We start from the raw sequence: 25,796 nt of genomic DNA, 5'->3' as shown, positions 1-25,796 counted from the left end.
CGAGGGGCGCACGGTTCCTCGACCGTCGTGTGGATAGGTGAGTGGTGCGTGCCCTGTCGAGTTCAGGATGCCACCCGCGCCGCAGCGCGCGCCGTGTCCGGAGCACGCCCACGGCGGTGCCGCAGGTCGTACAGGGCGGCCGCCGACGTCGCGGACGCGATGACTACACCGGCTGCCGGGCCCAGCAGAATCAGGACCAGCCATGGGGTCGTTCGCCCCTCGGCGAGCAGATTCAGCGTCAGGAGCAGCCCTGCCGCGGCTAGGCAGCTCACCGCGGTGTGCATGCGCTGGTGGAACACAGTGTCGTGCGGAGCGAGAGAGGCACTGGCGATGCCGCAGCCGTACAGCACGAACCCCAGCTGACTGACCAGGGTGAAAAGGGAACTCGGCGCGAAGTCGGAGAGGAGCCGAGCCGCCGTGGAGACCGCCCACGCAGTCATCCCGAGCGTGATGAGATGGCAGAGCACCCGCAGTGGGCGCCGCATGGGTGAGGAAACCACGGTCACACTGCCCGTGCCGTAGCCGGCTCCTGAGGCACGGCGGCACATGGCGGGCGGAGGGCGCCGAGCGGTGAGCAGGCCGAGGGCGCCCGCAAGAGGCAAGGCGAGCGCCGCGGCGCGGAGGTACACGGCCGTGCTGGCCGGCAGCGCCGTAGGGAACCCGACGACGGCAATCAGCGCCCCGTATGCGGCGGTCAGTGCCACGGCCAGACTGCGACGCAGTCGCACTGCCTCACAGCCGAGAGCCAGCAGCGCGCAGAAAGCGACGACTGCCGCCGATGCCAGCGCCAGACCGAGCGCGGGCGCGCCGGTGAAGGTCTGCCACAGCATGACAGCGGTCGTGTCGTCGCGCCGGCCGATCGGCCCCGGGTAGATGAGGCAGCCGAGGCACAGCCCGGCCCAGAGACAGGCCGCGAGCCCTGCGAGGCGGGCACCCATATGCGGACCGAGCGCACGGAGACCGCCCCAGGCGAGGACCGAGTTCCGCACCCCCAGGGCGACCACGGGCCCCGCCACCAGAAGGAAGGGCATGGCCGTCCAGGCGTACAACGGGTGGAGCGTACTCACATCCGCCAGGTCGAGGAGGCCTATCCGGAGCGCGAACATCATCAGTTCGAAACTGCGCCCGAGAACAAGGTTGACGGCGAACAAACCCAAGCAGCCGATCAAGGTCAACTCCCAACCCGTGAACTCGTCCGCGAGGACAGGACGGACCAGGGCGGCTCTTCTGCGTGCCAGGGAGGGGTGCGTGCCGAACGGCCACACCGAGGTCTCGCCCGCGCGCCCGGGGCGTGCCCCGGCCAGTGTGCTGAGGATGTTGTCGAGGACCTCTCGAGTAGTTCCGGCGCCGTTGGAAGGGCACGAGGCCGCAAACCTGTCCGCGTGCAACTCGCGTGACTGGAGGAAGCTGTTGCGAGCGGCGTAGACCACGCCGGTGAGCAGGGCGAGTCGCAGGCACAGCTCGCGCAGACTCGTAGCACTGTCCGCGTATCCCGTCAGGGAGAGGCAGAAGGCGCCAACGACGAGGGCGACGAAGCCCCACCACAGCGCCGTGACGGCGAGAGTGACTTCGAGGTCGCGATTGCGTATGTGACCCAGCTCGTGGCGGACCAGAGCCTCGAAGACGTCTCGGCCGCCACTGAGTCGGAGCTTGTTCTCCAGACCGCCGGACACCTCGATGTACCGGCGGCCCCGGTGTCCGAACGCGACTGCGTTCACGGACGTGTCCACCACGTTGACCAACACCATGGGCGCGTTCACGCCGGCGCCTGCCGCGAGATCGTGTACCGCGATGTCGACCGGGCGTGGGGGTTCGCTCGGATCCGCGGCCTTCAGGCGGCGACAGCGAATGCTCAGGTGGGGCAGCAGCCAGTACAGAAGAAGTGCTCCGCCAGCCAGCACTGCCACGGCAAAGGCCGCACGGCGTTCCGGGTGGTCGACGGGCTGCTCGTGACAGCGCCGCTCGATGGCTCTGTCCACCTCGGCGCGGTAGGCGTCCGGCACGAAATCCCTGCGCCAGAGCGGCGAGTCGGCGGCGCGCTTTTCCTCATCCGGGGTCAGGGGCAGCTGATTGCGGTAGCCGTCTCCTACCTCGTTGGCGCACCTGGTGTAGGTCCATGCGTCCCGCGCGTGCTCTGCGGGTTTGGCCGGGAAGGCGATGGCACCGGCTGCGACGGTCAGGGTCAGCCAGAACAGCAGCGCGCGCAGAAACACAGCAGTGGTCAGCTGCCGTAAGCCGCACACCCGTCGCCCGCGGAATCGTCGTCCCGTTCCGGTGCCGGGTTGGTCGGGTCAGGTTCCTCGGGAGCGTCCGGGGGAACGGAACCGGGCGCGTCTTCGCCATCGGCCAGGTGCTGAACGAGCTTCGCGAGCGTAGCGTCGGCGACCCGCCGGGCAAGATCCTCGGGAGCAGCGCACTCCAGGGCGGCGGACAGGGCGATGGCGCGCCACTGCGCCAGGTCGGTCGCGCTGAGCCTGGCAGGCCCCGCCGTCGGCATGGCCCTCTCGGGCGCGGCAGCCTGCGGGAGGGGAGCCTGGCGCCGCCCGCGTCGGCGTATCCCTCCGATGGCCCGCTCCAGTCTGGCCACCACCGTGGTGGAGAGTGCCCCCAGTAAAGCAGTGGCGACTGCAAGGGCGACCGGGGTCGCCAACTCCCCGGCCATCCCTTGGGGGTCGAACTGATTGGGGCGGGTCCAGGGCAGGCGCGGGCGGAAGTGCGCGGCAGCGCGCTGGTCGAAGTCCGGCGTTTCGTGACCGGCCACCGAGCCCACCACGCTCCGTGCGAGCTCTTGCGCGAGGTGGCGGCGATCTCGGGTCAACCTGAGGTGCGTGGTTTCCATGAGTGTCTTCCCCCCGTGCTCGGAGACCGCCTGCACTGCGATCACTCTACGGATTTCCTCTGTCGCCTGACGTATACGAGTATGTGGCGCACTGTCGCACCTTGTGCGGGAGTCCGGGAAAAGCGCGCGGTGTGAGGTGTCACGGAGAAGCCGTCGCGCGCGCGTACGGGCGAAGTCACGCGGGCAGATGCAGCGTCACGACGGTACCGGTGTCAGGGGTGCTGCCCATGGTCACGGAGCCGCCGTGGGCCTCGGTGAGCTTGCGTACGATCGACAGTCCCAGGCCGCTCCCGCCGGTCTGCCGACTGCGTAACTTCTCCGCACGCCAGAAGCGGTCGAAGACGTGGGGCAGGTCGCCGGGCGCGATTCCAACGCCGGTGTCCGCTACCTCGATCACCGCTGCGGCGTCGTCGCGACGGGCCCCCGCAGGACGATGCTGTCACCGGCACCGGTGTGTCGCACCGCGTTGGACACCAGATTGCTGATCACCAGCCGCAACCGCAGCGGGTCCGCGCTCACCTCGACGCCGTCGTCGGCGTGGACGGTCAGTGTCACACCGACGCTCTCCGCGTGCGCACGGTAAAAGCACGCAAAATGCGCCGTCGGCCAGCAGCCGGCCACCTTCCCGCCCCCGCCCCGGCCGGGGCACGCGCATCGCCCACCCCCCACGACAGCAGGCCCCACCGCCCCCGGGACACGGGCACACGTCAAACCGCACGTATAACGGCGCACCACCGCACACCCCGACCCGGGCCCGGCCCACAAGCACCGCAGCCTCACGCCGCCCCCGTCCGGCAATCCGGCGCGGCAGCGCCGCAGGGCGCAAGGCCGTGCGCCGGCGTGAGATTGTGGTCCTATGGAATAGGCCCCTCGAGGGGATCCACACCATGGCGACACAGGGCACGGCGTACGAATACCTCGCTGAGCCGTTCGACATCACCCATGCGGCTGTGGTCGGCATCGACGCGCACGGTCTGGTCGAGCGATGGAGCAAGGGCGCACAGGCGCTGCTCGGCTACCGGGCACGCGAGATTCTGGGGCAGCCTGCCACCTCGCTGCTGACTGGCGGAGCAGACCTCGCGTCCGCCGTGTCCGAGCCACGCCGTGGGGGCAACGGCTGGGAAGGCCTGATCGCCGTCAGGCATCGCGCCGGCCACCACGTAGAGCTGGCACTGCGCATCTGCCCGCTCCAGGACGGTGGTGGGCGCCGAAGCTGGCTTGCCGTGGGCTGCGAGGTGAGCACGCCCCGCAAGTGGGAACTGGACCAGGCAGTGCTGCACGGCCTGCTCGACCAGTCGCCCATAGGGATAGCCGTGGTGGACACCGAGCTGCGGTACCAGCTGGTCAACCGCGTGCTGGAACACATGGACGGCGTGCCCCTCCAGCTGCGCGTCGGCCGCACAGTCGGGCAGGCCATGGCCGGGGAAGCCGAATCCACCCTCGAGTGGCAGGCCAGGCAGGCGCTGGGCAGCGGGCAGACGCTGCTGACGTTCCAGCGCGACGTACCTGAACCGGGCGAGCCGCACCGACAGGACCGTGAGCGCGTCAGGCTCTGTGCGTCCTTCCGGCTGCAGGACCGCACAGGCCGCGTCCTGGGCGTGTGCCAGACCACGGTGGACGTCGCCGACCACGACCGGGCCCGCCAGCGACTCGCCCTGGTGAACGAGGCGAGCAGCCGTATCGGCACCACTCTGGACCTGGACCGCACCGTGCGCGAGCTGGCCGAGATCGTGGTGCCCCAGGTCGCCGACTTCGTCGCGGTCGACCTGCTGGAAACGGTCTTGGCGGCCCGCGAACTCACGCCCGTCGCGGTGCGCGGCGAGACAGCGCTGCGCCGCGCAGCGCACCTCTCGATCCAGGAAGATCTCCCCGAGGTCCTGGTCTCGGCCGGGGACCCCACCCGCTACCCGCTGGCCTCCCCGCAGAGCCGGTGCCTGAACACCGGTCATTCGATCCGCGACCCGGTCATCGACGAGTCAACGTCGTGGCTGGCCCAGGACCCGCTGCGCAGGGCAAAACTGAACCTTCTGGGCGTGCACTCCCACCTGGTCGTCCCCCTCCAGGCCCGAGGCATGACCATGGGCGTGGCCACGTTGCTGCGGTGGAAGTACCCAGAGCCCTTCGACGACGACGACCAGCTTCTCGTCGAAGAACTGGCGGCCCGCGCGGCCGTCTGCATCGAGAACGCCAGACGTTTCACCCGCGAACACAACACCGCACTCGCCCTCCAGCACAGCCTGCTCCCCCACGGCCTGCCCGAGCAGAGCGCGGTCGAGGCGGCCTACCGCTACCTTCCCGCCGACACCGAAGCCGGGGTCGGCGGAGACTGGTTCGACGTCATCCCGCTTTCCGGTGCACGGGTCGCTCTGGTCGTCGGGGACGTCGTCGGACACGGCATCCACGCCGCGGCCACCATGGGCCGACTGCGCACCGCCGTGCAGACACTCGCCGACCTCGACCTGCCCCCCGACGAACTCCTGGGCCGCCTCGACGACCTGGTCATCCGACTCGCAGACGAAGCCGATGCCACCGCCGGCGGCGCCTTGGTAATTGGCGGGACCTGCGTCTATGCCATCTACGACCCCATCTCACGCAAACTCACCGTGGCACGGGCCGGACATCCCAGCCCCGCCATAGCGCACCTACGTGAACCAGTGGAATTCCCCGACATACCCGCAGGCCCACCCCTCGGACTGGGCGGCCTGCCGTTCGAATCCGCCGAGATCGATGTCAAGGAAGGAAGCGTGATCGCCTTCTACACCGACGGCCTCATCGAAGCCTCCGACCGCGACGTGGACGTCGGCTTCGAACGGCTCTGCTTTGCGCTGGCCCACCCCGACCGCCCACTCGACGAAATCTGCAACACCATGGTCCGGATGCTGCTGCCCGAGCACCCACACGACGACGTCGCCTTCCTCGTCGCCCGACCCCGCGCACTCAGCACCGACGACGTCGCCTCCTGGGACGTACCCGCCGTCCCCTCAGCCGTCCACACCATCCGACAGATGACCAACCGGCAACTGACCGCCTGGAACCTTGAGGACGCCGCATTCACCACCGAACTCATCGTCAGCGAACTTGTCACCAACGCAATCAGACATGCCTCCCCACCGATCAGCCTCCGCCTGATCCGAGAACGCACCCTCATCTGCGAAGTATCCGACAGCAGCAACACCTCACCACACCTACGCCGCCCCCTCAGCACCGACGAAGGGGGACGCGGACTCTTCCTTGTTGCCCAGGTCGCCCAACGGTGGGGAACCCGCTACACACCGCAAGGCAAAACCATCTGGGCAGAACAACCACTACCCTCCAAACAAGCCCACGCCCCCCATCCCGCACCCGCACCCGCACCGGTGCCGGAACATGACACCACGTAGCAGCGCGGCTCTGTCCAAGGACCTTGTCCACCCTGCTCGTGCTCGACGAGGCGGTTGCGGCCCTGGACGTGTCCATCCAGGCCCAGATCCCCCAACTGCTCCCCGAGATCCTCCGCGCCCACGGCAGTAGCGCTCGGCTTCGTCAGCCACGACCTGGCGGTCGTGCGGCACGTCACGGACGAGACCGTGGTTGAACAGGGCCCGAGCGACCGAGTGCTCGGCAGGCCCGAGGACCCGTACACCCGGCTGCTCCTCGCCTCCGTACCTCATCAGGCCTGAGATCCGGCCGACGCGATCCGGGGGCCGAGGCCGATGCGGCACAAGCCATGACCCGAGAAGCAGCCCGTGGCCGGTGCGTCGGCGGACGATGCCCCGAGCCCAACGGTAATCCAGGCTGCCCAGCACTTTTCTCCCTCGCCGCGAGGGACAGCTCACCCCTCTTACCCGAACGACGCATGCCGAACTTCCGCCACCGACCACGCGCATTCTCTTTCTGCGCCCCGGACCGGAAGTGAGCGAAAGGACCATCGAACATGCATGGCGAGTCGACAACTCCCCCAGGCGAACGGTCCGTTGTCGCGCGGGCCATGAGAATCCTCGCGGCTTTCGATGCAGAGACGCCCATGCTGACGGCCAGCGACCTCGGCCGACGGTCCGGCTCCCCGACTGCGTATACCGGGGCGGCTGCTGCCGCAGACCCTGCGGTGGGCGATGCGTACCCGGGGCATGTCCCTGCTGCGGCTGGAGACGCTCATCGCCCGTGGCGCCTACACGACCGCGGAGACCGGGGTGTACTGCCCCGGGCTCTCCTACTAGCGGTGGTGTGTCGGCTCGAGGCAGGGCATCGAGAAGGCAGTTGAGCGGGGACGTTCGCATGGTTGCGCGTCTGCTCCCCGCAGGACACGTTCGTGCAGGTCAGCTCGTCCGCGGGGTGAAACAACGGGAGACAACGACCTCTTGAACCCCTGGGACGGGGCGGTCATCCCTGCCTCCGGTGTCCAGCCCGTCAATCCAGATAGGCCGGGGCGAGTGCGGAGGTCATCAGTCGGCGGGCCCTGCCGGTGCCGTCGGCCGGGACGGTCCACAGGTCCGAGCCGTAGTCGCCGGGGAGGGCGTAGAGGAGTGTCGAGTCGTCGGCCCACAGCGCCTGGTCGTCGATGTTGCGCTGCTCGGCGGTCGCGGTCTCCGCCATGCTGCGCAGGTCGAGCACGTACAGCCGCCAGGGAGCGTCGGGCGAGGCTCCGGGGATGCGCTTCTTGTAGGCGATGCGGGTGCCGTCGGGCGAGAGCGAGGGGCATTCGACGTTCTGGTGCAGGGTGGTGAGGGTGCGGGTGGTGACATCGCCCCGGACGAGATAGGTCCTGCCGCCGGTCGCCAGGGTGGCGTAGAAGCGGGCGTCGTCGGCGAAGGTGACACCCCAGACGTTGATGTCCGAGGCGCGATAGGGCCGGCCGTCCTTGGTGACGGCGAAGGTCTCCAGGGTGTCGTCGATCGTCCAGGTGCGGGTGTCGACGATGGCGGTGCGGGTGGAGAACGCTGTGCCGGCGTAGGAGTCTCCGCTGACGAAGACCGTCCAGGCGACCAGGTGGCCGGAGGGCGAGACGCGGGCCCGGGAGGGGATACCGGCTGCCGGGAAGTGGTGCAGCTCGTGAAGGTGCGAGTCGAGCACCACGGCCCGGTAGGTGTCCACCAGCGCGCCGTGCACTGCCTTGAGGCAGATGCCGGTGCCGGCGGCAGCGTGGAAGCGCAGGCACTTGACGCCCGACACGGTGCGCGGACCCTGCGGACGGTCGGCGGGCACGGTGGCGATCTCGTCGCGGTGTGACCCCCAGGCCAGGTTGCGGACCAGCAGCTGACGGGCGGCGGTGGGGCGCAGCGAGACGGTACCGGTCCGGACGGGCGGACCGCCCGCCTGCTGCTGGTCGCGCTCGCTGGAGCGGTGGGCAGCGTGCAGCACTGCCCCGGTGCCGACCGTCCCGAGCAGTACGACGGCGACCAGCAGGATCACCAGGCGGGTGGTTCGGGTCATGCGGACACCCCATCGACGGTACGGAGGACGAGCGAGGCCACGACGGCGCTGACGGCCAGCGCGGCGGCGGCCGCGAGGACCCCGTCGGTGGCCGCGTAGAAGGCGCCGTGCAGTACCAGGACGGCGACCGCGACCGCGGCGCCGCGCAGCGGGGAGAGCAGCAGGCCGTAGCCGAGCAGCGGGACGCCGTGGCCGGCCAGGAAGAGCCGACGGCGGCCGCCCCGGTCGGCGAGCGCCCCCAACGGGATGGCGAGCAGGAGGAAGGCAGCGGCCGTGCCCAGCGGCAGCAGCGGGAACAGGTGGGGCGGCAGGTGCAGTTCGCGCTGGAGCAGCAGATAGAGGAAGGAGTCGCTGACGGTGGTGAGGCCGAGCAGGGCGGCGCATACGGTGAGCCGGCGACCAGCGAGTCGCCCAGCGTCGGGCCTTGCCTTCGGTGGTGCGGTGTCTTCGGGCGCGATCCGGCGGGGCACCAGGAGCACCAGTACCAGGAACCCGAGCGCGGCGATGCAGCCGCTGACGGCGAAGACCGCGTCGTAGCCGTCGACGGTTGCTCGGAGCACGGCGAAGGCCGCCAGCGGGCCGAGCAGGGCGCCGGTGGTGTCCATGGCGCGGTGCACCCCGAACGCCCGTCCCCGGTGTGGGGACAGGCCGAGTCCTGCGACTACGTAGAGCGGCAGGACGGCGGTGACCATCTCCGAGGAGATGTCGGTGATCAGGCTGACCGTACCGAGGGCGAGGACGGTGCCGGGCACAGCGGCCGGCCGTCGCCCCGGACCGGTGTCCGGGGCGACGGCGGCCTTGGTGCTGCGGGAATCCGCGAGATACACAGGCTTCAGTTCCAGATGCCGGTGATGTCGGAGGCCGAGGCGGCGTTGCCCGCGTGCGTGCTGAGGCCGGCCAGGTCCTCCAGGGTCCGCAGCACGTTGTAGTGGTTGTAGGTCGTGCTGCTGGAGCTGCCGGGAGAGACGTGCTGTCCGTAGAGGACGGTGGGGATGCGGTTGCCGGACAGCCTGTTGTCCTCGTCGAAGGTGACGGCCAGGATGCTGTTGTGGGTCTTGGCCCAGGTGGCGTAGGCGCTCAGTTTGTTCTGGAGCCAGGTGTCGCCGGTGGAGACCGAGCAGTCGTGCATGTCATTGCACAGGTTCGGCACCACGAAGGAGACCTTGGGCAGCGTGGTGAAGTCGGTCGGGAACTGTGTCATGGTCTTCGCGGTGCTCGTCGGCACATTGGAGAATCCGAACCAGGGGTTGTGCTTCTGGGCGTACTTGCCGGCGCTGTTGGTGCACACCGTGGAACCCTGGCTGGGCAGGCCTTCGTTGTAGCTGGCCCAGGTCTTTCCGGCAGCGATGAGCTCGGAGGCGAGGTTGGGCGCTGAGATGGAACCGACCGGGACGCAACTGTCGTCGGTACGGCCCTGGTTGGAGCCAGAGAACAGCATGTAGTAGTTCGGCTCGCTGGGGTGGGTGAGGCCGTAGGACTGGGTGAGGTTGGCGCCACCCGCTTTGAGGGTGTTGTTGATGTACGGCGCGCTGGAGCTACCGATCACCTGCGAGTAGGAGTGGTTCTCCATCACAACGACCACTATGTGGTCGGGGGTCGGGAGTGCGGCAGCCTGCGCGGTGGAGCCGGCGCCGGCCCAGAGACCGATCGAGGTGGCGGCGAGCGCCATGGCCCCGGCCAGCGTGGTGAGGGAGCGTCGGTTGCGCTTGGGAGCCTGGACTACGGTCATGACTGTCCTCCGGACAGAAGTGACATACGGGCGTTGGAGCGCCGCAACCCTAGAAGCTGCCGGGTGGACTGGGCCGCGCGTCGCAAGTGAAGAGCCGACGAACGGTGCCCCACCGATCGGCGTGCGCAGCCGGAGCATCGCCTCGCCGCGCTGCACCGCGCCGGCGCCGGTGACTCGGCCGGTGCATGCCGCCTGTCACTCCGCCTGGCGGGCAGCGCCGCCCGCGCGCACCCTCCCGTCACAGCTCAGTGGCCGCGTGATCACGGCGGCGCGCACCGCTTCCGCACGCGGCACCAATCGGCTATCGGCGTCAGGGGCTTCGTCCAGTCGGCCGAACCGCGTCGGCGACGGTACGGCTCACCGCGTCGCGAGGCGCCGCGACAACCCGTTCGCAGGGGAACCGCCACCGTTGCACGATGCCGCCGACCCCGGACAGACGCTCGTGTCGGCGCTACCGGCCCGGGCGCGCTTCTCAACCGGTTCGATCACAGAACCGCGGCCAGAGCCAAAATTCGAGATCAGCATCACCCGCCGCTGTTCCATCTCCGATCGGCTGCCTCATCCCGGGGTTGGATTCAGGCAGTCGCTGATCATGTCACGTACTCTGTCACTCGTCGCAGGAACTCGGTGTCCGCTCCCGAGGCTCAGCCTCAAGCAGGCCGCGCGCGCATTTTGGACAGTCCAGCGAGAGGAATCTGATGATTTTCATCACGGCGAAGTTCAAAGTCCGCCCTGAGGACGCCGACCGGTGGCCTGAGATCGTCGCCGACTTCACGGCCGGCTCGCGCGGTGAGCCGGGCTGTCTGTGGTTCGACTGGTCCCGTAGCGTTGAGGACCCCACCGAGTACGTGCTGGTCGAGGCCTTCCGGGACGACGATGCGGGGGCAGCGCACGTGCGGTCCGAGCACTTCAGGACCGCGCAGCAGACTCTGCCGCCCCACCTGGCCGAGACCCCGCGGATCGTGAACGTGAAGGTCCCGCATGACGATTGGTCACTGCTGGGTGAGATGGCTGTCACTGGCGCTGAATAGCCCTGAACGGCCCTTGTCTGGTGCGGTCGGTGAAGCGGCGACCGGCCGGCCACAAGGTCCTCCTTTCGTGGCCGGCCGGTGCTGGGAGCGCGGCGTTGCGTAGTGGGCGACGAGCTGTGTGCGGTGTGTGCTCTGGCTGCCGTCAGGTGGCGGGCGGGGTCCAGTCGGCGGGCAGGCCGGACTGGGCGAGGACGGTGGCCAGGCTGTAGTGGTCCCGGTCGGAGGCGATCCGGCAGTGGTTCTTGTCGAGGCCGAGCAGGGTGGTCATCGGCACTGCGAAGGGCTTGGGTGCACCCTTGAGGTGGCCGGAGTAGACGGCCCGGACGGTGATGCGGTCGCCCTCGAGGTGGGTGGCGCGGATGGTGACGTGGACGTTGTCAATGAGGGTGTCGGCGCGGGCCTTCCACCATGCTATCTCCTTGCGGCCACGGAAGGTGACGGCCACGGCTTCGTCGGTGTAGGTGCCGTCGGCGGTGAACAAGGCGCCGAGCGCTTGGGGGTTGGTGCCGTTCCAGGCACGGGCCCAGGCGGTGACGATCCGCGGCGCGCGCCGGTTGGTGTCCTGCGCGGCGGAGGCGGTGGAGGCGGTGGCGCAGAGAGCTGCGGCGGCGGTCAGCACAGTCATGGTACGGAGTCGGCGGGACGTCATGGTTGATTCTCCTTCGGGTGCGGGTGCGGCCTCATCGGAGACGTTGACGGGCAGGTGCGGGGGCTTCGGCGACTGGGTGAACGGCAGAGCCGTTCCCGGCCGAGGACATTGGCGCGCTGCCTCGTCCGTCGGTGTACGTGCAACATTCATGGCACACAGACTCGTCTCGGGCGGTGCCCACTCTCCAGGCCCTGCAGGGTCGGTGGCTGTCCAGTACTGCCCACTCCCGTCCACCCGGACCTGCCAAAGGCGCACGTGCCGTTCGGCATTAGACGAGTCCTCCCACGTCCGTGGCTCAGCCGTGAGGTCGACCGGAGACGTTCCACCGCCACTCAAAGTGGCTGCTGCAAGGAAGTTGAGCCAGAACCCGAGAAGTGACGGCAGTGCTGTGTCGCACCGACCGACGGTAGCGATCCGGAAGCATCTCCGCCGTCGTGGGATCCGCGCTGTCATTCCCCAGCCGTCCGACCAGGTCGGTCACCGTCTGCGACGAGGCCGCTCGGGTGGCCGGCCACCCGCCTTTGACGCCGAGACATACAAGCAGTGCAACGCGGTCGAACGATGCATCAGCCGGCTCAAGCAATGGCGCGGCCTGGCCATGCGAACGGACAAGCTCGCCATTGCCTACCAGGCAGCACTCCACCTCGCCGCCATCCTCATCTGGGCCCGGGCATAGGGACGTCGGGTCGCATGATTTGGAGGGGCACCTCCCTAGTCCAGCGTGACAGCATGCGGCAATGGCCTTCCGACACCCCGACGGCGACTACACCATCACCGCGATGTACTCCGTGCCCGATGACGCCTGGTATCTGGAACTGGATCTTGCAGCCGGGCAGCGGAATCTCGTGACCGCAATCGTCCCCGACGAGGATCCGGCACGGGAGCCGACGGTGTGCTTCAACCCGCACGGAGGGCATGTGGACATCCCGTACGAGGTCATACGCTGGTTCATGCATCAGGTCGATGAAGAGATCCGCACCTCCCGTGCCTGGATGCGGCTGAGGCCCGATCTCGTCGAGATCATCTACCAACTCCGTCAGGAGCACATGGGCGCCATCGACGATGACGCCTTTCCTCATGTCCTGGCGGAGGCGCGCGCCACGGTCCCCGAGGCAGACCTCCCCGCCGTTCTAGAGGCCGCCTTCGGGCGGAGCCCTGACGGCACCACCATGGACCATCCGCAAGCGCCCCGGACAACTGCCAGTCACCTCATGCATGATGGGCCTCCACTTGGGAGGTGAGCGATGGAATCGGTACGGGCGACGGCGTTCACGGTTTCCACGGCGATGGGAGAGATATCGGTGCGTATGACGGACGGCGCGGAAGGGCCTGCCGCACCCGCTGTGCTGTGTCTGCACGCCAACCCCGGCGACAGCCGCGACTTCGACGCCGTCGTGCCCGCACTCGCTCAGGGCCGGACAGTCGTGACGATGGACTGGCCCGGCTTCGGACAGTCCCCGGCCGTCGACCCGGACCAGATGACGGCAGACCGCATGGTCAACGTGGCGGAGCAACTGATCCAGGCTCTGGCCGAACGCGGAGTGCGACGACTGGTGCTCGTCGGCAACAGTGTGGGCGGCTATGTGGCCGTACGGCTGGCACAACGCCGTCCGGACGCGATCGGCGGGCTCGTCCTCGTCGACCCCGCCGGCTTCACCCGGCACAACGCGCTCACCCGGGCCTTCTGTCGCCAGGTGATGGGCAGACCATCGCTCGCCCGCCATATCGTCGCACCCCTGGCCCGCGCCTATCTGGGACGGCTGCGCACCTCCAGCGCCCGTGCCACCTATGCCCGTGCCCGCCGGGTGCGGCACGACCCGATGCGACTCGCGGTGCACTGCGCGATCTGGCGCAGCTTCGCCGACCCGGGGTTCGATCTGACCGAAGCCGGAAGCGAGTTGAGCGTGCCCACTCTCCTGATCTGGGGCAGACGAGACCCGGTCCTTCCGGCGCTCCTCGACGGCCGCAGGGCCCGTCGCTCCCTGCCACATGCCCGGTACGTGTCGCTGCCGACGGGGCATGAGCCCTTCAACGAGCATCCGCCGCTCTTCCTGGGCCACGTGACACGGTTTCTGCGTGAGGACGTTGCCAGATGACCCACGGCCGACGGGCATGGCCAACACCCGTGTACTCCTGGCGCTCCATACCGGGATGCGGCCCATCCGCTGCGCCTTGAGCGCCTTCATTGCGCGCGCCGCACCGTACGACTTCATCACTGACTTGGGCCGTCCGTGCCAGGGCTGACTGCATGACAAATGTCAGGGAAAGCAAGGACATTGCGCACTGCCGAGGGCCGGGTTCCCGGCTGACGCTGGGGCCATGAGGACAACCACAGCTCAGGGAACTCCGCGGGGGATCAGCAGGAGGGCGATGGTGGTATTCGGGGCCACGCTCGTGCCGGTCCTGGCGGCCGGTCCGACCACCGTCAACGCCGCCCCCGCCGCCGCTCCGGTGCGGCTCACGCTGCCCGGCCCGGGCGGCCCGTACCGACGGCGGATCGGCACCCGTTCGCTTCACCTGGTCGACCGGTCCCGGCCGGACCCCTGGGGTTCCGGCCGCCCCTACCGGGAGATCATGGTCCAACTCTGGTACCCGGCCCGGGACACCGAGGGGCGACCGAGGGCACCATGGATGTCGCCCGGGGCCGCCGCCCACTACCGGAAAGTCACCGGGATCCCCGAGGACGCGGTGCGGCTCCCGGTGACCCACGGACGTGCCGGCGCCCCGCCGGACACCTGTCGCGGGCCCCTGCCGGTCGTGGTGTACTCGCCCGGGTTCGGGACGGACCGCACCTCCAGCACTGCGCTGGTGGAGGAGCTGGCGAGCCATGGATACGCGGTGGTCACCATCGACCACACCTATGACGCATCCGAGGTGGAGTTCCCGGACGGGCGGGTGGAGACCGGCAACATCGCCCTGGCCGGGGACGAGATCGACGACCCGGTGATCGTCAAAGCGCTGGAGGTACGGGTGGCCGACACCCGGTTCGTACTGGACCGGCTGGGCGGGATCGGGCGAGGAGCGTTCGATCTGTCTCGGGCCGGGATGTTCGGGCATTCCTTGGGCGGGGCGACCGCCGCGGCACTGATGGGGCGCGACCGCCGCATCCGGGCGGGAATCAACATGGACGGCTCGGTCACCGCATCCGTCAGCGCCGCCGGGGCGGACCTGCCCTTCCTCCTGATGGGCGCGGACCAGGAGGACGACGGCACCTGGGAAGCGCTCTGGCCCCACCTCCGCGGCTGGCGCCGGGAGCTGCGGCTGACCGGCTCCCGGCACGCCTCCTTCACCGATCTGTCGGTGCTGCTGCCGCAGGCGGCGCCCGCGCTGGGGATCAGCCCGGAGCAGGTCACCGCGGTGCTCGGGCCGCTCGACGGGCAGCGGGCCATTGCCGTGGAGCGCGCCTATCTGCGGGCCTTCTTCGATCTGCACCTGCGGGAGGCCCGCCCCGCCATCCTGACCGGACCCTCCGCCCGCTATCCGGAGATGCGGTTCATTCGCCCGTAGGACGTGCCATACGTTCGGCGGCCCCCAGACCCGCCCGCGCAAGCCCCACACCGAGCAGCGCATCGGCACCGCGCCGGCCCACCCGTGCGAGACCGGCTACCGCCGCGGAATCGCCGCCGAACCCGCAGCCCAGCACAACGAACCGTCCTGGAACGGCGAAAGCGCCGTCAGGCCGTCGCACGGACCGGACGGAGAATCAGATGAGGTCGCGATCAAGGCGACCCTCAGCTTCGGCGATGCTCGCCGTGGCTGTGCTTACCGTGCCCGCCCTCGCCGCCACCGGCAGCGGGGCGGGCAGCGGGACCACCCAGAACTGGATCATGCCGGGCCAGATGGCCCTCATGACTCCGACGTTGGCTGCTGGCAGTGGGGTCACGGCCCTGGCGTGCCGCTGCTCACGGCCCGGGGTGGGGAACTCGGCCCGCGGCTGGTGAGCAGCGGCGGTGCTGCGCGGTGTGTGCCCGGGGACGGGCATGGGCGCCGACCGATTTCTTTGCGGTTCCCGCCCGGTGCGGCAGGGCGCCACGGTGTCACAGTCCCAGGGAGATGGCCCATCGGGTGAGTTCGGCCGTGGTGGTGATGTTGAGCTTGGTCCGGATACGGCGGAGATAGGCGTCGACCGTGTGCCGGGAGAGCCCCATGTGGCGGGCTGTTTGCAGGTAGGTGCGCCCTGCGGCGATATGCCGCAGTGTCTCCTTCTCCCGCGGGGCCAGCGCAGGCGCGGGGGCTTCGGCGTGCGGCGTGGCGGGCGTGAGGCTCATGGGATTTCCTCCGACGGATCGGCTCGGTCATCACTGCTCACACCCTCGGAAGCAGGGGACATACGCCGGAAATGCTGCGCTTTGTCCGCTTTCGAAAAGACTGTCTGGGTGACTTCATGACCGTGTCCGCCCACTGTCACAGGCCTGTCACAGGCCACCCCCACAGGCACGCCACGCAGCGATCACAGAGAAGTGCCGCTGGCTACGGAGATGACTTGTCACTGAGGGAGGGCCCTTCGTGCCGGCGCTGGGTTGGTGCTCGGTGCCCGTGAGGATCATGATTGTCAGGGGGACCCGGGGCGTGCAGGTTCCCGAACGGCGAGATGAGCGGCGATGGAGCGACTTCCCACCCCTCCCGGTGACCAGGCGCAGGCGGACGCCTTGCCGGGGCCGGCCTACACGGCCACCGCCACCATCGATGAGCAGGGCATGGTGACGGGGTGGAGTGAGGGTGCCCGGCGGCTGCTGGGCTATCTGCCCGCGGAGGTGGTCGGGCAGGCCGCTGCCCGGCTGCTCGCCGATGACACCGGCGCGAGGGCGTGGCGGGATGCGGGCGGGAGAGAGAGGTGGAGCGGCACCCTGGCGCTGCGGCACCGGGACGGCCGTCGGCTGGTGCGGCAACTGCTCGGGCACCGCCGGACGTCGGACGGTCCGGGCGGCGAGTGGCTCGTGGTGTCGGCCGTGGCGGGCTGGGCGCGCCCGCCCGAGGGTGAGGCGTTGAGGGAGTGGGCGTTTCGCCAGTCCCCCGACCTTCTGGCCCTCTTCGATGCGGACCTGCGGCTGGTGGGGGCCAGTGCCGGCATGGAGCGTGCACTGTCCCTGACCGAGGAGCAGATGCGTGGGCTGCGGCTGCCGGAGATCGCGCCGCATCCGGTGAGCGAGGAGGCCGAGACGAAGATGCGCCGGGCGCTGGAGAGCGGCGAGGTGCAGCACGTGGAGGCCTGCATCCGCCCTACCGGTGTCAGCGCGGAGCGCGGCCGGCCGGCCTTCCTGACCCCGCTGAAGGACCCCGGCGGGCGGGTGCGCGGCGTGTGCCTGGCGGCGCCGGACGACCTGTGGCCGACCGAGGAGCGCACGGCCAGGGCGGCCGTCGGCATCCACAGCGCCGACCGGTCCCCCCGGGGGCGCACCACCACGATGACCCTGCAGCGCAGCCTGCTCCCGCATTCGCTGCCCGATCAGGCGGGACTGCAGATCGCCTCCCGCTACCTGCCCGCCGACAGCCGGGCCGGTGTGGGCGGCGACTGGTTCGACGTGATCGGACTGTCCGGTGCGCGGGTGGCCCTGGTGGTGGGCGATGTGGTGGGGCACGGCATCCGTGCGTCGGCCACCATGGGCCGGCTGCGGACCGCGGTGCGCACCCTGGCTGATGTCGACCTGCCGCCCGACGAGCTGCTCACCCACCTCGACGACCTCGTCATCCACCTGTCCGCCGACGAAGCCGGCACCGAAGGCGCCGCCGAAACCGCCGGTGGCATCGGCACCACCTGCCTGTATGCGGTCTACGACCCGGTTTCCCGCCGCTGCACCTTCGCCCGGGCCGGCCACCCCCCGCCCGCGGTGGTCACCCCGGACGGCGCCGTCCGTTTCCTCGATGTCCCGGCCGGCCCGCCGCTGGGCCTGGGCGGCCTACCGTTCGAGACCTTCGAGACCGAGCTGCCCGAGGGCAGCCTGATCGCCCTCTACACCGACGGTCTGCTCGAAGTCCGCGACCACGACATCGACGACGCCCTGGACAAGATGTTCGCCGCCCTCGCCCACCCCGCCCAGACGCTGGACACCCTCTGCGACAGGATCCTCGCGGCCATGCTGACCCACCGCCTCGACGACGACATCGCCCTGCTCATCGCCCGCACCCGTGCCCTTGACGCCGACCAGGTCGCTACCTGGGACCTGGCCTTCGACCCCGCCATCGTCGCCCGCGCCCGCAAAGGCGCCACCGACCAACTGACCGCCTGGGGACTGGACGACGCCGCGTTCATTACCGAACTCGTCGTCAGCGAACTCGTCACCAACGCCATCCGCTACGGCCACCCACCCATCCAACTCCGCCTCCTCCACACCGACACCACCCTCATCTGCGAAGTCTTCGATTCCAGCAACACCGCCCCGCACATGCGCCGCGCCCGCACCTTCGACGAAGGAGGACGAGGCCTGCTGCTGGTCGCCCAGCTCTCCCAGCGCTGGGGCACCCGGCACGCCCCCACGGGCAAAACCGTCTGGGCCGAACAATCCCTCACCGGACTTTCCGCGGACTGAAACCCATCCAGACCTCCCACCGCGCACGGGGCCTCCCCGGCAAACCGACCCCGGCCCCCGGCCCGAAACAACGACGCCACGCGGGCGGTGCGCGCCGGGGGCGGCGCGTTCGTCACCTGCCCCAAGGGCGGGGTGGCCAGCGGGTGGCACGTCGCTTCGGGCCCGCAGATGCCCCTCCGATGCGAGCCGGAGCGTGCGGGACCGGGGCCGGCCGCCTGTCCGGCTCGGAGCCTGGGTGCCGCTCGACTGTGGCGCCGGACGGCGGCGCCTCAGGAGGGGACATCCTTACCCATCAGCGCGGCCCAGCCGCCGGCGAGGTACTGCCGTTTCCAGGCGTCGATCTCCTGTGCCGGCATCTTGTATTTCCTGGCGGCCTCGGCGCTTGTCGTGGGTCCGTGCAGGACGACCATCACAATCCTGACCCTGTCCGCCAGCGTCAGCTTGTCCTTCGGCTTGTCCGGCAGGTCCTCGAACCGGGTACAGCCGTGTGTGCCGGGCTTGCCGGGCTCCCCCGACTGACCTGGGCCGCCGCCGCGCCCGCTGTCGCCGCCCTTGCCGCCATCACCCCCGTTACCGCACTCACCGCCCGTGCCACCGGCACCACCGACACCGCCCTGGCCGCCGACACCACGACCACCCGCGCTACCCGCGCCACCGGCGAGTGCAGGGGCCTCGGCCCGGTGACCGGAGCCTGCCGCGGCGGTGTGCGGCGCCTGCGCGGCACAGGCGATACCGGCCGCGAAAACCAGCGAGAACGGCGCCAGGACGAAACGACGCTGCCAGAAACTTCCAGACATGGGGATTCTCCGTATTCCTCACATGGACGCGGCGCCCGCAGGCGCTGCGCATCCGGCCGCCGTGTCTTCAGCGGCCGCAGCCCGGCCAGCTGGCCGGTGGGAGTGGAGGCCTTCGGACCCCCACCCCGCCGGGATGGGCCGGTACGGCCCGGACGGCATGAGCCGTCCGGGCCGTACCGGATGTGACCACAGGGTGAAGCAGCCGCCTCAGACGGCGTCGCCGCCCGCACCACCAGTGCCGCCCACGACGCCACCGGTGCCGCCCGTGCCACCGGCACCTCCCGTGGTCCCGCCGGTACCACCGGTGCCACCAGTGCCGCCCACGACACCACCGGTACCGCCGGTACCCCCGGCACCTCCCGTGGTGCCGCCGGCACCGCCGGTACCACCGTTACCGCCCGCGACACCACCCGTGCCGCCGGTACCCCCGGCACCGCCCGTGTCAGCGCCCTTGCCGCCCGTACCACCCGTGCCGCCCAGGACGCCGCCCGCGCCGCCGTCGCCGCCCTTACCTCCCGTCTTCTTCGGAGCGTCCTTCGGGTCCTGCTTGTTCTTGTCCTTCGGGTCGACCTTCGGGTCGTCCTTCTTGTTGTCCTTCGGGTCCTTCTTCGGGTCCTTCTTCGGGTCCTTCTTCGGGTCCTTCTTCGGGTCCTTCTTCGGGTCATCCTTCTTCTTCGGGTCGCCCTTCTTGTTCTCGTCCTTCTTGTCGTGCTTCTTGTCGTGCTTGTCGTGCTTCTTGTTGTCGTGCTTGACGACGACGATGACCACCTTCTTCTTGCCGTGCTTGTCCTTCTTGATGACGACCTTGATGACGACCTTCTTCTTGTCGTGCTTCTTGTCGTGCTTGGTGTCGTGCTTGTCCACATGGGCGGCCAGGCTCACCGCCGGTGAGGCCGGCATCGGGGCCGCCATCGCGGAGGAGGCCGGAATGATGGCGGCCCCTGCCATGAAAGTGCCAGAGGCGAAAAACGTCGCCAGACGCAGACCCCGACGCTTGGAACGGACATCACTGCGGGTGTGAACGGTACGGGACATGACTTACTCCTACTGAATAGATGGATTCTTAGATTTCCCGGGAACCCGGGACACCCGGCAAAAGGAGAAACCCTCGGAAAGGAATTCCCTTTCACCGTGCCGCCTCGTTCATTTCTTCCGCCGAGGCCGCACTTCCAGTAGGCCCGAACCGCACAGCCCGGTCACGTTCCGACAAGTCGTGGCTTGACGCAGCCATAAACACCAGGTAAAAGCACGCACAAGACACACCACCCGACAACAGCGACAGCCACACTCCCGCCCCCTAGCAGCCCGCATCCCCGGCCCCTCAGGGCACCGCACACCCCACCGCAGCAGGGGCCCACCGGAACCGCCCCCTATGACTTCACACCGCGCCCACCCCCGGCCCGGCCCACAAACACCGCAGCCACAGCCCCGGTCCAACTACCCTGCACCTGCAGCCACTTCACACAGACCAGCCATCACAACCGAAGGACTCTGACACCGCACCCTGGGGCCCCTCCCGCCCACAGCACCGTGGCCGCCACCGAACTCACGGACACCTTCCCGCCGGACCTGGTCGACCTCACCGCCGAGCTCTACCGGACCTCGCGCGTCAAGAAGCAATCCCTGCGGGCTGAGGAACACCAGTGGCTCACGGCCGGCCAAGAAGACCTCAACGCCTGCCCCTCTGCAGCCTGGAGAGGCCGGCGTCGCCACGAACGTGGAACGCAGCCGTCTCCTGACCAACCACATCGGCCCGCCTGCATCCGACCTCAGGCCGGGGTTACTGAGACGGCCGCCTGACGGTTCCCGCACGGCACACGGGGACGCCGTGGCAGGAGGCGACTTGCTGATGAAGCCATGTCGTCAGCCCGGTTGAGACACGCCAGGAACTCGTCAGCGGCACCCCACGACCGCCCCGCGACGCGGGCGACCACCCAGCCCCACCTTCCGATCGGGCACACCACAGCCGTGCCGGCCTCAACGAGTCAAGGAAACCGGCTTTACGGATATCCCCACGCAGCCCCCAAAGGCGAGGCGAGCATGTGACTCCGGCGGGCGTGCAGGCCCGGCGACGACTTACCAGGCTGCGCGGGCATCGGTCTCCCACACCAGCCCCCTTTACGGGCAATTACCCGATGCCTTCGGCTGCGTCAAGCCACGACATGTCGGAACGTGACCAGGCAGCGCGCGCTCGGGCCTACTGGAAATGCGGCCCCACCGGAAAGACCGGAATCCCGGGCCACACGTCACGAATCCGCCCACAGCCACCGAATTTTTGCTCTTTCCTGCCCCGATGGGAACGTGCGAAAGAAGGACACCGATTTCTATGAATGACACCATCTGGACGCGTCGTCTGGCCATCGTCGCCACCTCCGCCCTCCTGGGCGTCGGCGGTGTCCTGATACCGGCTTCCGCAGCGTTCGCGGCACCGACAGCACGGAACACGGCGGAACCGGCAGTCACCACAGACCACAAGGACACCAAGACCCCCAAAGAGCATTCCAAGAACTCCAAGGGCCATGGCAGCAAGAGCCACAAGCACCCCAAGGGTCATGACAGCCACAAGAACCACAAACACCCCAAGAGGCATGGCGGTCACGATGATCTCTGCCGTCCCGGCTACGGCGGCGACGGAGGCAACGGCGGCACCGGCACGGGTACCGACGGCACCATCTGCACCGCGCCGGGCGGCGCCGGCACCGGCGGCGCAGGCGGCCGCGGCGGCAACGGACGCTGCGGCGGCAACAACGGCAAGAACGGCCGCGGCGGCACCGGCAGCGGCGGCAAGAACGGCCCCCCGTGCCCCGACACTCCCACCCCACCCAAACCCCACAAGGACGACACTCCCAGCGCCCCAGCCCACGACGCCCCGGCCCCGCCCGAACCGCCCAAGGACAACACCGGCAACTCCTCCCCTCCCGACGCCCCGGCCCCGCCCGAACCTCACAAGGACGACACCAATAACTCCCCCGCACCCGACGCCCCGGCCCCGCCCGAACCCGCGGGGGACGTCATCGTCAAGTGAACGCCCCCGGGAAAGCACCCGAGGCAGACCGCCTATCAGGGCCTGTGAAGAACCCCGATCTGTGCCCCACACCGCGCCTGCGGCGGCGCACACCCCTCAGGAGCGGGTGCGCTGGGTGCGTGTCCGGGATCACACGGCGGCTCGCCAAAGGGGCGGAATGCCGTGACCAGTGGGACGGTTGGCACCTTCACGCATTCAATGCATGTGCACATACCGTCTGGTACCTACGAGGAGCACCCCCGTGACCGTCACTGAGTCCTCCGCCTCCCGCGCGGCCGAGATCCTGTCCCGGCCTGTCGCGCTGAACGGCCTGACCGTCCCGAACCGCGTCGTGATGGCGCCGATGACGCGCATGTTCTCCCCGGGCGGCGTCCCGGGTGATGACGTGCGGTCGTACTACGCCCGTCGCGCCGCCGCGGGTGTGGGCCTGATCGTCACCGAGGGGACCTACGTCGGCCACGAGTCGGCCGGGCAGAGTGACCGTGTGCCGCGGTTCCACGGTGAGGAGCAGCTGGCGGGGTGGGCGAAGGTCGCCGAAGCCGTTCACGCGGCGGGCGGCGCGATCGTGCCGCAGCTGTGGCACATCGGCATGGTGCGCAAGCAGGGCGACCCGCCTTACGCCGACGCCCCCGCCGTCGGCCCCTCCGGCATCCGCGTCGACGGTACCGAGGGCACCGGCAAGGCGATGACCCGGCGCGACCTGGACGACGTCATCGGCGCCTTCGCCGAGGCCGCCGCGGCCGCCGAGCGCATAGGCTTCGACGGCGTCGAACTGCACGGCGCCCACGGCTACCTCCTCGACCAGTTCCTGTGGGCGGGGACGAACCGCCGTACCGACGCCTATGGCGGCGACGCCGTGGCCCGTTCGAAGTTCGCGGCCGACATCGTGGCCGCGGTCCGCGAGGCCGTCTCGCCCGAGTTCCCGGTGATCTTCCGCTACTCGCAGTGGAAGCAGGAGGCCTACGACGCGAGGCTCGCCGAGAGTCCGGAGGAGCTGGAGGCGATCCTGACCCCGCTCGCCGCGGCCGGCGTCGACGCCTTTCACGCCTCCACCCGCCGCTACTGGCTCCCGGAGTTCGAGGGCTCGGACCTGAACCTGGCGGGCTGGACCAAGAAGCTCACCGGCAGGCCCACCATCACCGTCGGCTCGGTCGGCCTCGACGGCGACTTCATCCGCGGCTTCATGGGCGAGGGCGCCCCGGTCCAGGGCATCGACAACCTCCTCGACCGCCTGGAACGCGACGAGTTCGACATGGTCGCCGTCGGCCGCGCCCTGCTCCAGGACCCGGAGTGGGCGGCGAAGATCCTCGGGGACCGGATCGAGGAACTGAAGCCGTACGACGCGGCGGCGCTGAAGACGCTGAACTAGGGACGGGCCGCCTTCCCTGCAGACATTGGCCTGGACATAGCCGACGTCGAGACCCGCATCTGCCGCGGTGCCCTGGGCCGGGGCCACGGAGCGCCGGATCCGCGTCCTCGGGTCAGCCGAGTGCGGCCGGGGACTCCGCGCCGGGGACCAGCAAGCGCGGCCTGGCGGAGCCGTCGGCCGGCGTGGACCAGACGTCGGGGTCGCCGCTGCTGTCGCGCACGGTGTAGGCGAGCGTGGTGTTGTCGAGCCAGGCTGCCTGGTCGTCGATGCTGCGGGTCTCGGCCACTGGCGTCACCCGCATCGAGGCCAGTTCGAGCACCGACAACCGCCAGCCGCGGGTGGGGTCGGCGTCGATGGCCTGCTTGAACGCGATGCGGGTGCCGTCGGGCGACAGCGACGGGCACTCGACGTTCTCCTTGAGCGTGCGGACGGTTCTGGCCGCGAAGTCGCCCTCGACGAGGTACCGGCGGCCGGCCGTGGACATGGTGGCGTAGAAGCGGTTGTCGTCGGCGGTGAAGGTGACGCCCCAGAAGTTGATGTCGGCGGCCTGGTAGGGCCGGCCTTCTCTGGTCACCGCGAACTTCTCCAGCGTGCCGGCGAGCACGCCGGTGCGGGTGTCCAGGATGCCCGTCCGGGTGGAGAAGCCGCCGCTGTTGTAGGAATCGCCCCCGACGAAGGTCGTCCACGCCACCATCCGGCCACTGGCCGAGACCCGGGCCCGGTTGGGCAGTCCGGGAACCGGGATCGCCCGCTTGTGACGGAGCTGCCGGTCGACGACGACGAGATGGTACGACCATGGGGAGTCGGGGCGGATGCAGACGCCGGTGCCCGCCGCAGCGTAGACCCGGACGCACTCCAGCGGGGCGACCGTCCGCGGGCCGCCCGGGTTGTCCCGGGAGACGGTGGCGAGATGGCGGTCGCTGACCACCAGCAACCGTCGGCCGGGGGCGAGCGTGACGCGGTCCGCGGTGGTGGTGACCGGATTCGATGTGGCACCCGCGGTGGTGGTCCGGTCGGCGGCCAGCCGGATGTAGCCGACGGCGACGGCGGCGAGTACAGCCGCGGCGGCGACGAGGACGGTGATCCGCGTCCGCTGGGTCATCGGCCTCAACGGGACGCCTCCTGAGAGACAGGGGTGGTCGGGCGGGCGAGCAGGACCGCGGTGGCGATGATCGCCACGACCACGCCCGCGGCGGCCACCCGGCTGGCGGTGACCGGACCCCATGCCTGCCAGGCCATCCCGAACAGGACCGAGGAAACGAGGTAGGCCAGTGCCTGGCCGGTCTGTACGACGGCGATTCCGGTGGCGCGCAGCCGTTCGGGCAGCAACGGGCCTGCCAGCGCCATGAGTACGCCGTCGGTGGCGGCGTAGAAGAGACCGTAGAGGCCGAGCGTGAGGACGATCAGCGGCCAGCCGTCCAGTGGTCCGAAGAGCAACAGATAGACGGTGACCAGCGCTGTGTAGCCGCCCAGCAACACGGGCAGCCTGCCGAGCCGGTCGGCCAGGGCGCCGAGGGGAGCCGCGAGCAGCAGGTAGGCGAGGTTGGTGCCGACCGCGAGCAGCGGAAACCAGCCTGCGCTCAGCTCCTGGCGTCGCTGCAGGAGCAGATAGACGAAGCCGTCGCCGACGGTTGCCAGCCCGAGCAGGCAGGCGGCGAGGATGAGGCTGCGGACCGGCGCGGCCCGCAACAGGGCGACGGCGTCGCGGGGCGAGACGGTCACGGCCGTGGGTTGGACGTCACGCCGGTCGCGGACGAACAGCACGAGCAGCACAACTCCGAGGACGGCAACGCAGAAGCTGGTGACGAAGACCGCATCGAAGGACTGGCCGGCGGCGGCGAGGACCGCCAGGGCGACCAGCGGGCCGAGGAAGGCGCCGAGGCTGTCCATCGCCCGGTGCACGCCGAAGGCCCGGCCCAGGGACTCCATCGGCGTCGACAGCGTGATCAGCGCGTCGCGAGGTGCAGTGCGCAGCCCTTTGCCGGTCCGGTCGACCGCGATCACCAGCCCGACGGCGGCGACCGACCGGCCCGCCGCGAGCAGGCCCAGCTTGGCCACCGCCGAGAGCGCGTACCCGACGCCGGCCACCGCCTTGTGGCTGCGTACCCGGTCGGCGACATAGCCGCCCACGATCCGCAGCACTGCCGTGGCGCCGGTGTAGACCCCGTCGATCACTCCATAGGCCATCGGGCTCAGCTGGAGGCCGAATACGAGATACAGGGGAAGGACCGCGGTGACCATCTCGGAGGAAATGTCGGTGACCAGGCTGACCGAGCCGAGAGCGAAGACGTTGGCGCCTATCGCGGGCAGGCGGCGGCCGGGCCCGTCGGCGCCGTCGGCCGTCCTGGACCAGCCGATGGTGTTCAGGTACACGCGTGGGCACCTCCTGCGGCGCGCGCCGGACGAGTGGGTGGGCCAGCG

Annotated in this window: 22 protein-coding genes and 2 pseudogenes; 10 read left to right on the top strand and 14 right to left on the bottom strand. The window is 69.7% G+C overall.

The genetic code is table 11. The annotated features are described in order from the left end of the window. Positions 1 to 62: 62 nt before the first annotated feature. The 4 genes from OG729_RS38820 to OG729_RS38805 all read right to left on the bottom strand — a co-directional run bounded on the left by OG729_RS38820 (position 63) and on the right by OG729_RS38805 (position 3,394). Positions 63 to 2,243 (bottom strand): M48 family metalloprotease, encoded by a 2,181-nt coding sequence (locus tag OG729_RS38820; protein WP_405810849.1) that lies wholly within the window; start codon positions 2,241 to 2,243, stop codon positions 63 to 65. Further along, a complete protein-coding gene (locus OG729_RS38815) occupies positions 2,222 to 2,839 on the bottom strand; it encodes a hypothetical protein (protein ID WP_405810847.1) in 618 nt (205 codons plus the stop codon). Before OG729_RS38815 ends, OG729_RS38820 begins: the two co-directional genes overlap by 22 nt. 175 nt (positions 2,840 to 3,014) lie before the next feature. Beyond that, positions 3,015 to 3,236: a sensor histidine kinase gene (locus OG729_RS38810; RefSeq protein ID WP_405810846.1), complete on the bottom strand. Its 222-nt coding sequence runs from the start codon at positions 3,234 to 3,236 to the stop codon at positions 3,015 to 3,017. Continuing rightward, complete coding sequence (locus OG729_RS38805; RefSeq protein ID WP_405810844.1) at positions 3,233 to 3,394, bottom strand: hypothetical protein; 162 nt, start codon at positions 3,392 to 3,394, stop codon at positions 3,233 to 3,235. Before OG729_RS38805 ends, OG729_RS38810 begins: the two co-directional genes overlap by 4 nt. Before the next feature lie 332 nt (positions 3,395 to 3,726). Here OG729_RS38805 and OG729_RS38800 point away from each other — a divergent pair, with 332 nt between their 5' ends. Both OG729_RS38800 and OG729_RS38795 read left to right on the top strand, forming a co-directional pair. After that, positions 3,727 to 6,219 carry a SpoIIE family protein phosphatase gene (locus OG729_RS38800; RefSeq protein ID WP_405810842.1) on the top strand — a complete coding sequence of 831 codons (2,493 nt, stop codon included), beginning with the start codon at positions 3,727 to 3,729 and terminating at the stop codon, positions 6,217 to 6,219. Between the two features lie 32 nt (positions 6,220 to 6,251). Further along, positions 6,252 to 6,498: pseudogene (locus tag OG729_RS38795) on the top strand (ABC transporter ATP-binding protein); the annotation flags it as partial. Between the two features lie 727 nt (positions 6,499 to 7,225). On the opposite strand, the gene OG729_RS38790 reads toward OG729_RS38795, so the two are convergent. The 3 genes from OG729_RS38790 to OG729_RS38780 are packed head-to-tail and all read right to left on the bottom strand — an operon-like array spanning position 7,226 to position 9,977. Next, positions 7,226 to 8,248 carry a TolB family protein gene (locus OG729_RS38790; protein WP_405810840.1) on the bottom strand — a complete coding sequence of 341 codons (1,023 nt, stop codon included), beginning with the start codon at positions 8,246 to 8,248 and terminating at the stop codon, positions 7,226 to 7,228. After that, complete coding sequence (locus OG729_RS38785; protein WP_405810838.1) at positions 8,245 to 9,075, bottom strand: MFS transporter; 831 nt, start codon at positions 9,073 to 9,075, stop codon at positions 8,245 to 8,247. The genes OG729_RS38790 and OG729_RS38785 overlap by 4 nt, the downstream gene beginning before the upstream one ends. A gap of 5 nt (positions 9,076 to 9,080) precedes the next feature. Beyond that, positions 9,081 to 9,977, bottom strand: a complete 897-nt coding sequence (locus OG729_RS38780) for an alkaline phosphatase family protein (RefSeq protein ID WP_405810836.1) — start codon at positions 9,975 to 9,977, stop codon at positions 9,081 to 9,083. Between the two features lie 698 nt (positions 9,978 to 10,675). On the opposite strand from OG729_RS38780, the gene OG729_RS38775 reads away from it, so the two are divergent. Continuing rightward, positions 10,676 to 11,008, top strand: coding sequence for a putative quinol monooxygenase (locus OG729_RS38775; protein ID WP_360875747.1), 333 nt, complete (start codon positions 10,676 to 10,678; stop codon positions 11,006 to 11,008). Between the two features lie 142 nt (positions 11,009 to 11,150). On the opposite strand, the gene OG729_RS38770 is transcribed toward OG729_RS38775, so the two are convergent. Next, positions 11,151 to 11,657 (bottom strand): nuclear transport factor 2 family protein, encoded by a 507-nt coding sequence (locus OG729_RS38770; RefSeq protein WP_405810834.1) that lies wholly within the window; start codon positions 11,655 to 11,657, stop codon positions 11,151 to 11,153. Positions 11,658 to 12,066: 409 nt separating this feature from the next. Here OG729_RS38770 and OG729_RS38765 point away from each other — a divergent pair. The 4 genes and pseudogenes from OG729_RS38765 to OG729_RS38750 form a co-directional block, all read left to right on the top strand. Then, positions 12,067 to 12,333 (top strand): annotated as a pseudogene (locus OG729_RS38765) (IS5/IS1182 family transposase); the annotation flags it as partial. Between the two features lie 61 nt (positions 12,334 to 12,394). Then, entirely contained in the window at positions 12,395 to 12,898 is a 504-nt protein-coding gene (locus OG729_RS38760; RefSeq protein ID WP_405810833.1) for a hypothetical protein, read from the top strand. Positions 12,899 to 12,901: 3 nt separating this feature from the next. Further along, a complete protein-coding gene (locus OG729_RS38755) occupies positions 12,902 to 13,753 on the top strand; it encodes an alpha/beta fold hydrolase (RefSeq protein ID WP_405810831.1) in 852 nt (283 codons plus the stop codon). Between the two features lie 274 nt (positions 13,754 to 14,027). Further along, positions 14,028 to 15,164: an alpha/beta hydrolase family protein gene (locus tag OG729_RS38750; RefSeq protein ID WP_405810829.1), complete on the top strand. Its 1,137-nt coding sequence runs from the start codon at positions 14,028 to 14,030 to the stop codon at positions 15,162 to 15,164. A 196-nt stretch (positions 15,165 to 15,360) separates the two neighbouring features. Here OG729_RS38750 and OG729_RS38745 read toward each other — a convergent pair whose 3' ends face one another. Together OG729_RS38745 and OG729_RS38740 are read right to left on the bottom strand one after the other, a co-directional pair. Next, a complete protein-coding gene (locus OG729_RS38745) occupies positions 15,361 to 15,507 on the bottom strand; it encodes a hypothetical protein (RefSeq protein WP_405810828.1) in 147 nt (48 codons plus the stop codon). A gap of 187 nt (positions 15,508 to 15,694) precedes the next feature. Beyond that, positions 15,695 to 15,925, bottom strand: coding sequence for a helix-turn-helix transcriptional regulator (locus OG729_RS38740; protein WP_360875720.1), 231 nt, complete (start codon positions 15,923 to 15,925; stop codon positions 15,695 to 15,697). A 333-nt stretch (positions 15,926 to 16,258) separates the two neighbouring features. On the opposite strand from OG729_RS38740, the gene OG729_RS38735 reads away from it, so the two are divergent. Next, positions 16,259 to 18,184: a SpoIIE family protein phosphatase gene (locus OG729_RS38735; RefSeq protein WP_405810826.1), complete on the top strand. Its 1,926-nt coding sequence runs from the start codon at positions 16,259 to 16,261 to the stop codon at positions 18,182 to 18,184. Positions 18,185 to 18,453: 269 nt separating this feature from the next. Here OG729_RS38735 and OG729_RS38730 read toward each other — a convergent pair whose 3' ends face one another. Continuing rightward, positions 18,454 to 18,981, bottom strand: coding sequence for a helix-turn-helix domain-containing protein (locus OG729_RS38730; RefSeq protein ID WP_405810825.1), 528 nt, complete (start codon positions 18,979 to 18,981; stop codon positions 18,454 to 18,456). Between the two features lie 207 nt (positions 18,982 to 19,188). Further along, positions 19,189 to 20,016, bottom strand: a complete 828-nt coding sequence (locus OG729_RS38725; RefSeq protein ID WP_405810823.1) for a hypothetical protein — start codon at positions 20,014 to 20,016, stop codon at positions 19,189 to 19,191. A gap of 1,291 nt (positions 20,017 to 21,307) precedes the next feature. Between OG729_RS38725 and OG729_RS38720 the strand changes: the two genes are divergently transcribed. Beyond that, positions 21,308 to 22,006, top strand: coding sequence for a hypothetical protein (locus OG729_RS38720; protein WP_405810821.1), 699 nt, complete (start codon positions 21,308 to 21,310; stop codon positions 22,004 to 22,006). A gap of 241 nt (positions 22,007 to 22,247) precedes the next feature. After that, positions 22,248 to 23,375 (top strand): NADH:flavin oxidoreductase, encoded by a 1,128-nt coding sequence (locus OG729_RS38715; protein WP_405810819.1) that lies wholly within the window; start codon positions 22,248 to 22,250, stop codon positions 23,373 to 23,375. 112 nt (positions 23,376 to 23,487) lie between these two features. Here OG729_RS38715 and OG729_RS38710 read toward each other — a convergent pair whose 3' ends face one another. Both OG729_RS38710 and OG729_RS38705 read right to left on the bottom strand, forming a co-directional pair. After that, positions 23,488 to 24,477 (bottom strand): TolB family protein, encoded by a 990-nt coding sequence (locus tag OG729_RS38710; protein ID WP_405810818.1) that lies wholly within the window; start codon positions 24,475 to 24,477, stop codon positions 23,488 to 23,490. Positions 24,478 to 24,482: 5 nt separating this feature from the next. Next, positions 24,483 to 25,748, bottom strand: a complete 1,266-nt coding sequence (locus OG729_RS38705; protein ID WP_405810816.1) for an MFS transporter — start codon at positions 25,746 to 25,748, stop codon at positions 24,483 to 24,485. Positions 25,749 to 25,796: the final 48 nt, after the last annotated feature.

The sequence above is a fragment of the Streptomyces sp. NBC_00210 genome, assembly GCF_045160975.1.
Taxonomy (GTDB): domain Bacteria; phylum Actinomycetota; class Actinomycetes; order Streptomycetales; family Streptomycetaceae; genus Streptomyces.
Note: the sequence above shows the minus strand (reverse complement) of the source record. Positions and strands in the feature narration are given on the sequence as shown.

Excerpts from the sequence above, each read along its gene's own strand:
- OG729_RS38780 (WP_405810836.1), bottom strand. The coding sequence starts at position 9,977 with ATGACCGTAGTCCAGGCTCCCAAGCGCAACCGACGCTCCCTCACCACG.
- OG729_RS38755 (WP_405810831.1), top strand. The coding sequence starts at position 12,902 with ATGGAATCGGTACGGGCGACGGCGTTCACGGTTTCCACGGCGATGGGA.
- OG729_RS38740 (WP_360875720.1), bottom strand. The coding sequence starts at position 15,925 with ATGAGCCTCACGCCCGCCACGCCGCACGCCGAAGCCCCCGCGCCTGCG.
- OG729_RS38790 (WP_405810840.1), bottom strand. The coding sequence starts at position 8,248 with ATGACCCGAACCACCCGCCTGGTGATCCTGCTGGTCGCCGTCGTACTG.
- OG729_RS38710 (WP_405810818.1), bottom strand. The coding sequence starts at position 24,477 with ATGACCCAGCGGACGCGGATCACCGTCCTCGTCGCCGCCGCGGCTGTA.
- OG729_RS38800 (WP_405810842.1), top strand. The coding sequence starts at position 3,727 with ATGGCGACACAGGGCACGGCGTACGAATACCTCGCTGAGCCGTTCGAC.
- OG729_RS38815 (WP_405810847.1), bottom strand. The coding sequence starts at position 2,839 with ATGGAAACCACGCACCTCAGGTTGACCCGAGATCGCCGCCACCTCGCG.
- OG729_RS38720 (WP_405810821.1), top strand. The coding sequence starts at position 21,308 with ATGAATGACACCATCTGGACGCGTCGTCTGGCCATCGTCGCCACCTCC.
- OG729_RS38760 (WP_405810833.1), top strand. The coding sequence starts at position 12,395 with ATGGCCTTCCGACACCCCGACGGCGACTACACCATCACCGCGATGTAC.
- OG729_RS38735 (WP_405810826.1), top strand. The coding sequence starts at position 16,259 with ATGGAGCGACTTCCCACCCCTCCCGGTGACCAGGCGCAGGCGGACGCC.
- OG729_RS38745 (WP_405810828.1), bottom strand. The coding sequence starts at position 15,507 with ATGAGGGCCATCTGGCCCGGCATGATCCAGTTCTGGGTGGTCCCGCTG.
- OG729_RS38725 (WP_405810823.1), bottom strand. The coding sequence starts at position 20,016 with ATGTCCCGTACCGTTCACACCCGCAGTGATGTCCGTTCCAAGCGTCGG.
- OG729_RS38775 (WP_360875747.1), top strand. The coding sequence starts at position 10,676 with ATGATTTTCATCACGGCGAAGTTCAAAGTCCGCCCTGAGGACGCCGAC.
- OG729_RS38750 (WP_405810829.1), top strand. The coding sequence starts at position 14,028 with ATGGTGGTATTCGGGGCCACGCTCGTGCCGGTCCTGGCGGCCGGTCCG.
- OG729_RS38770 (WP_405810834.1), bottom strand. The coding sequence starts at position 11,657 with ATGACGTCCCGCCGACTCCGTACCATGACTGTGCTGACCGCCGCCGCA.
- OG729_RS38730 (WP_405810825.1), bottom strand. The coding sequence starts at position 18,981 with ATGTCTGGAAGTTTCTGGCAGCGTCGTTTCGTCCTGGCGCCGTTCTCG.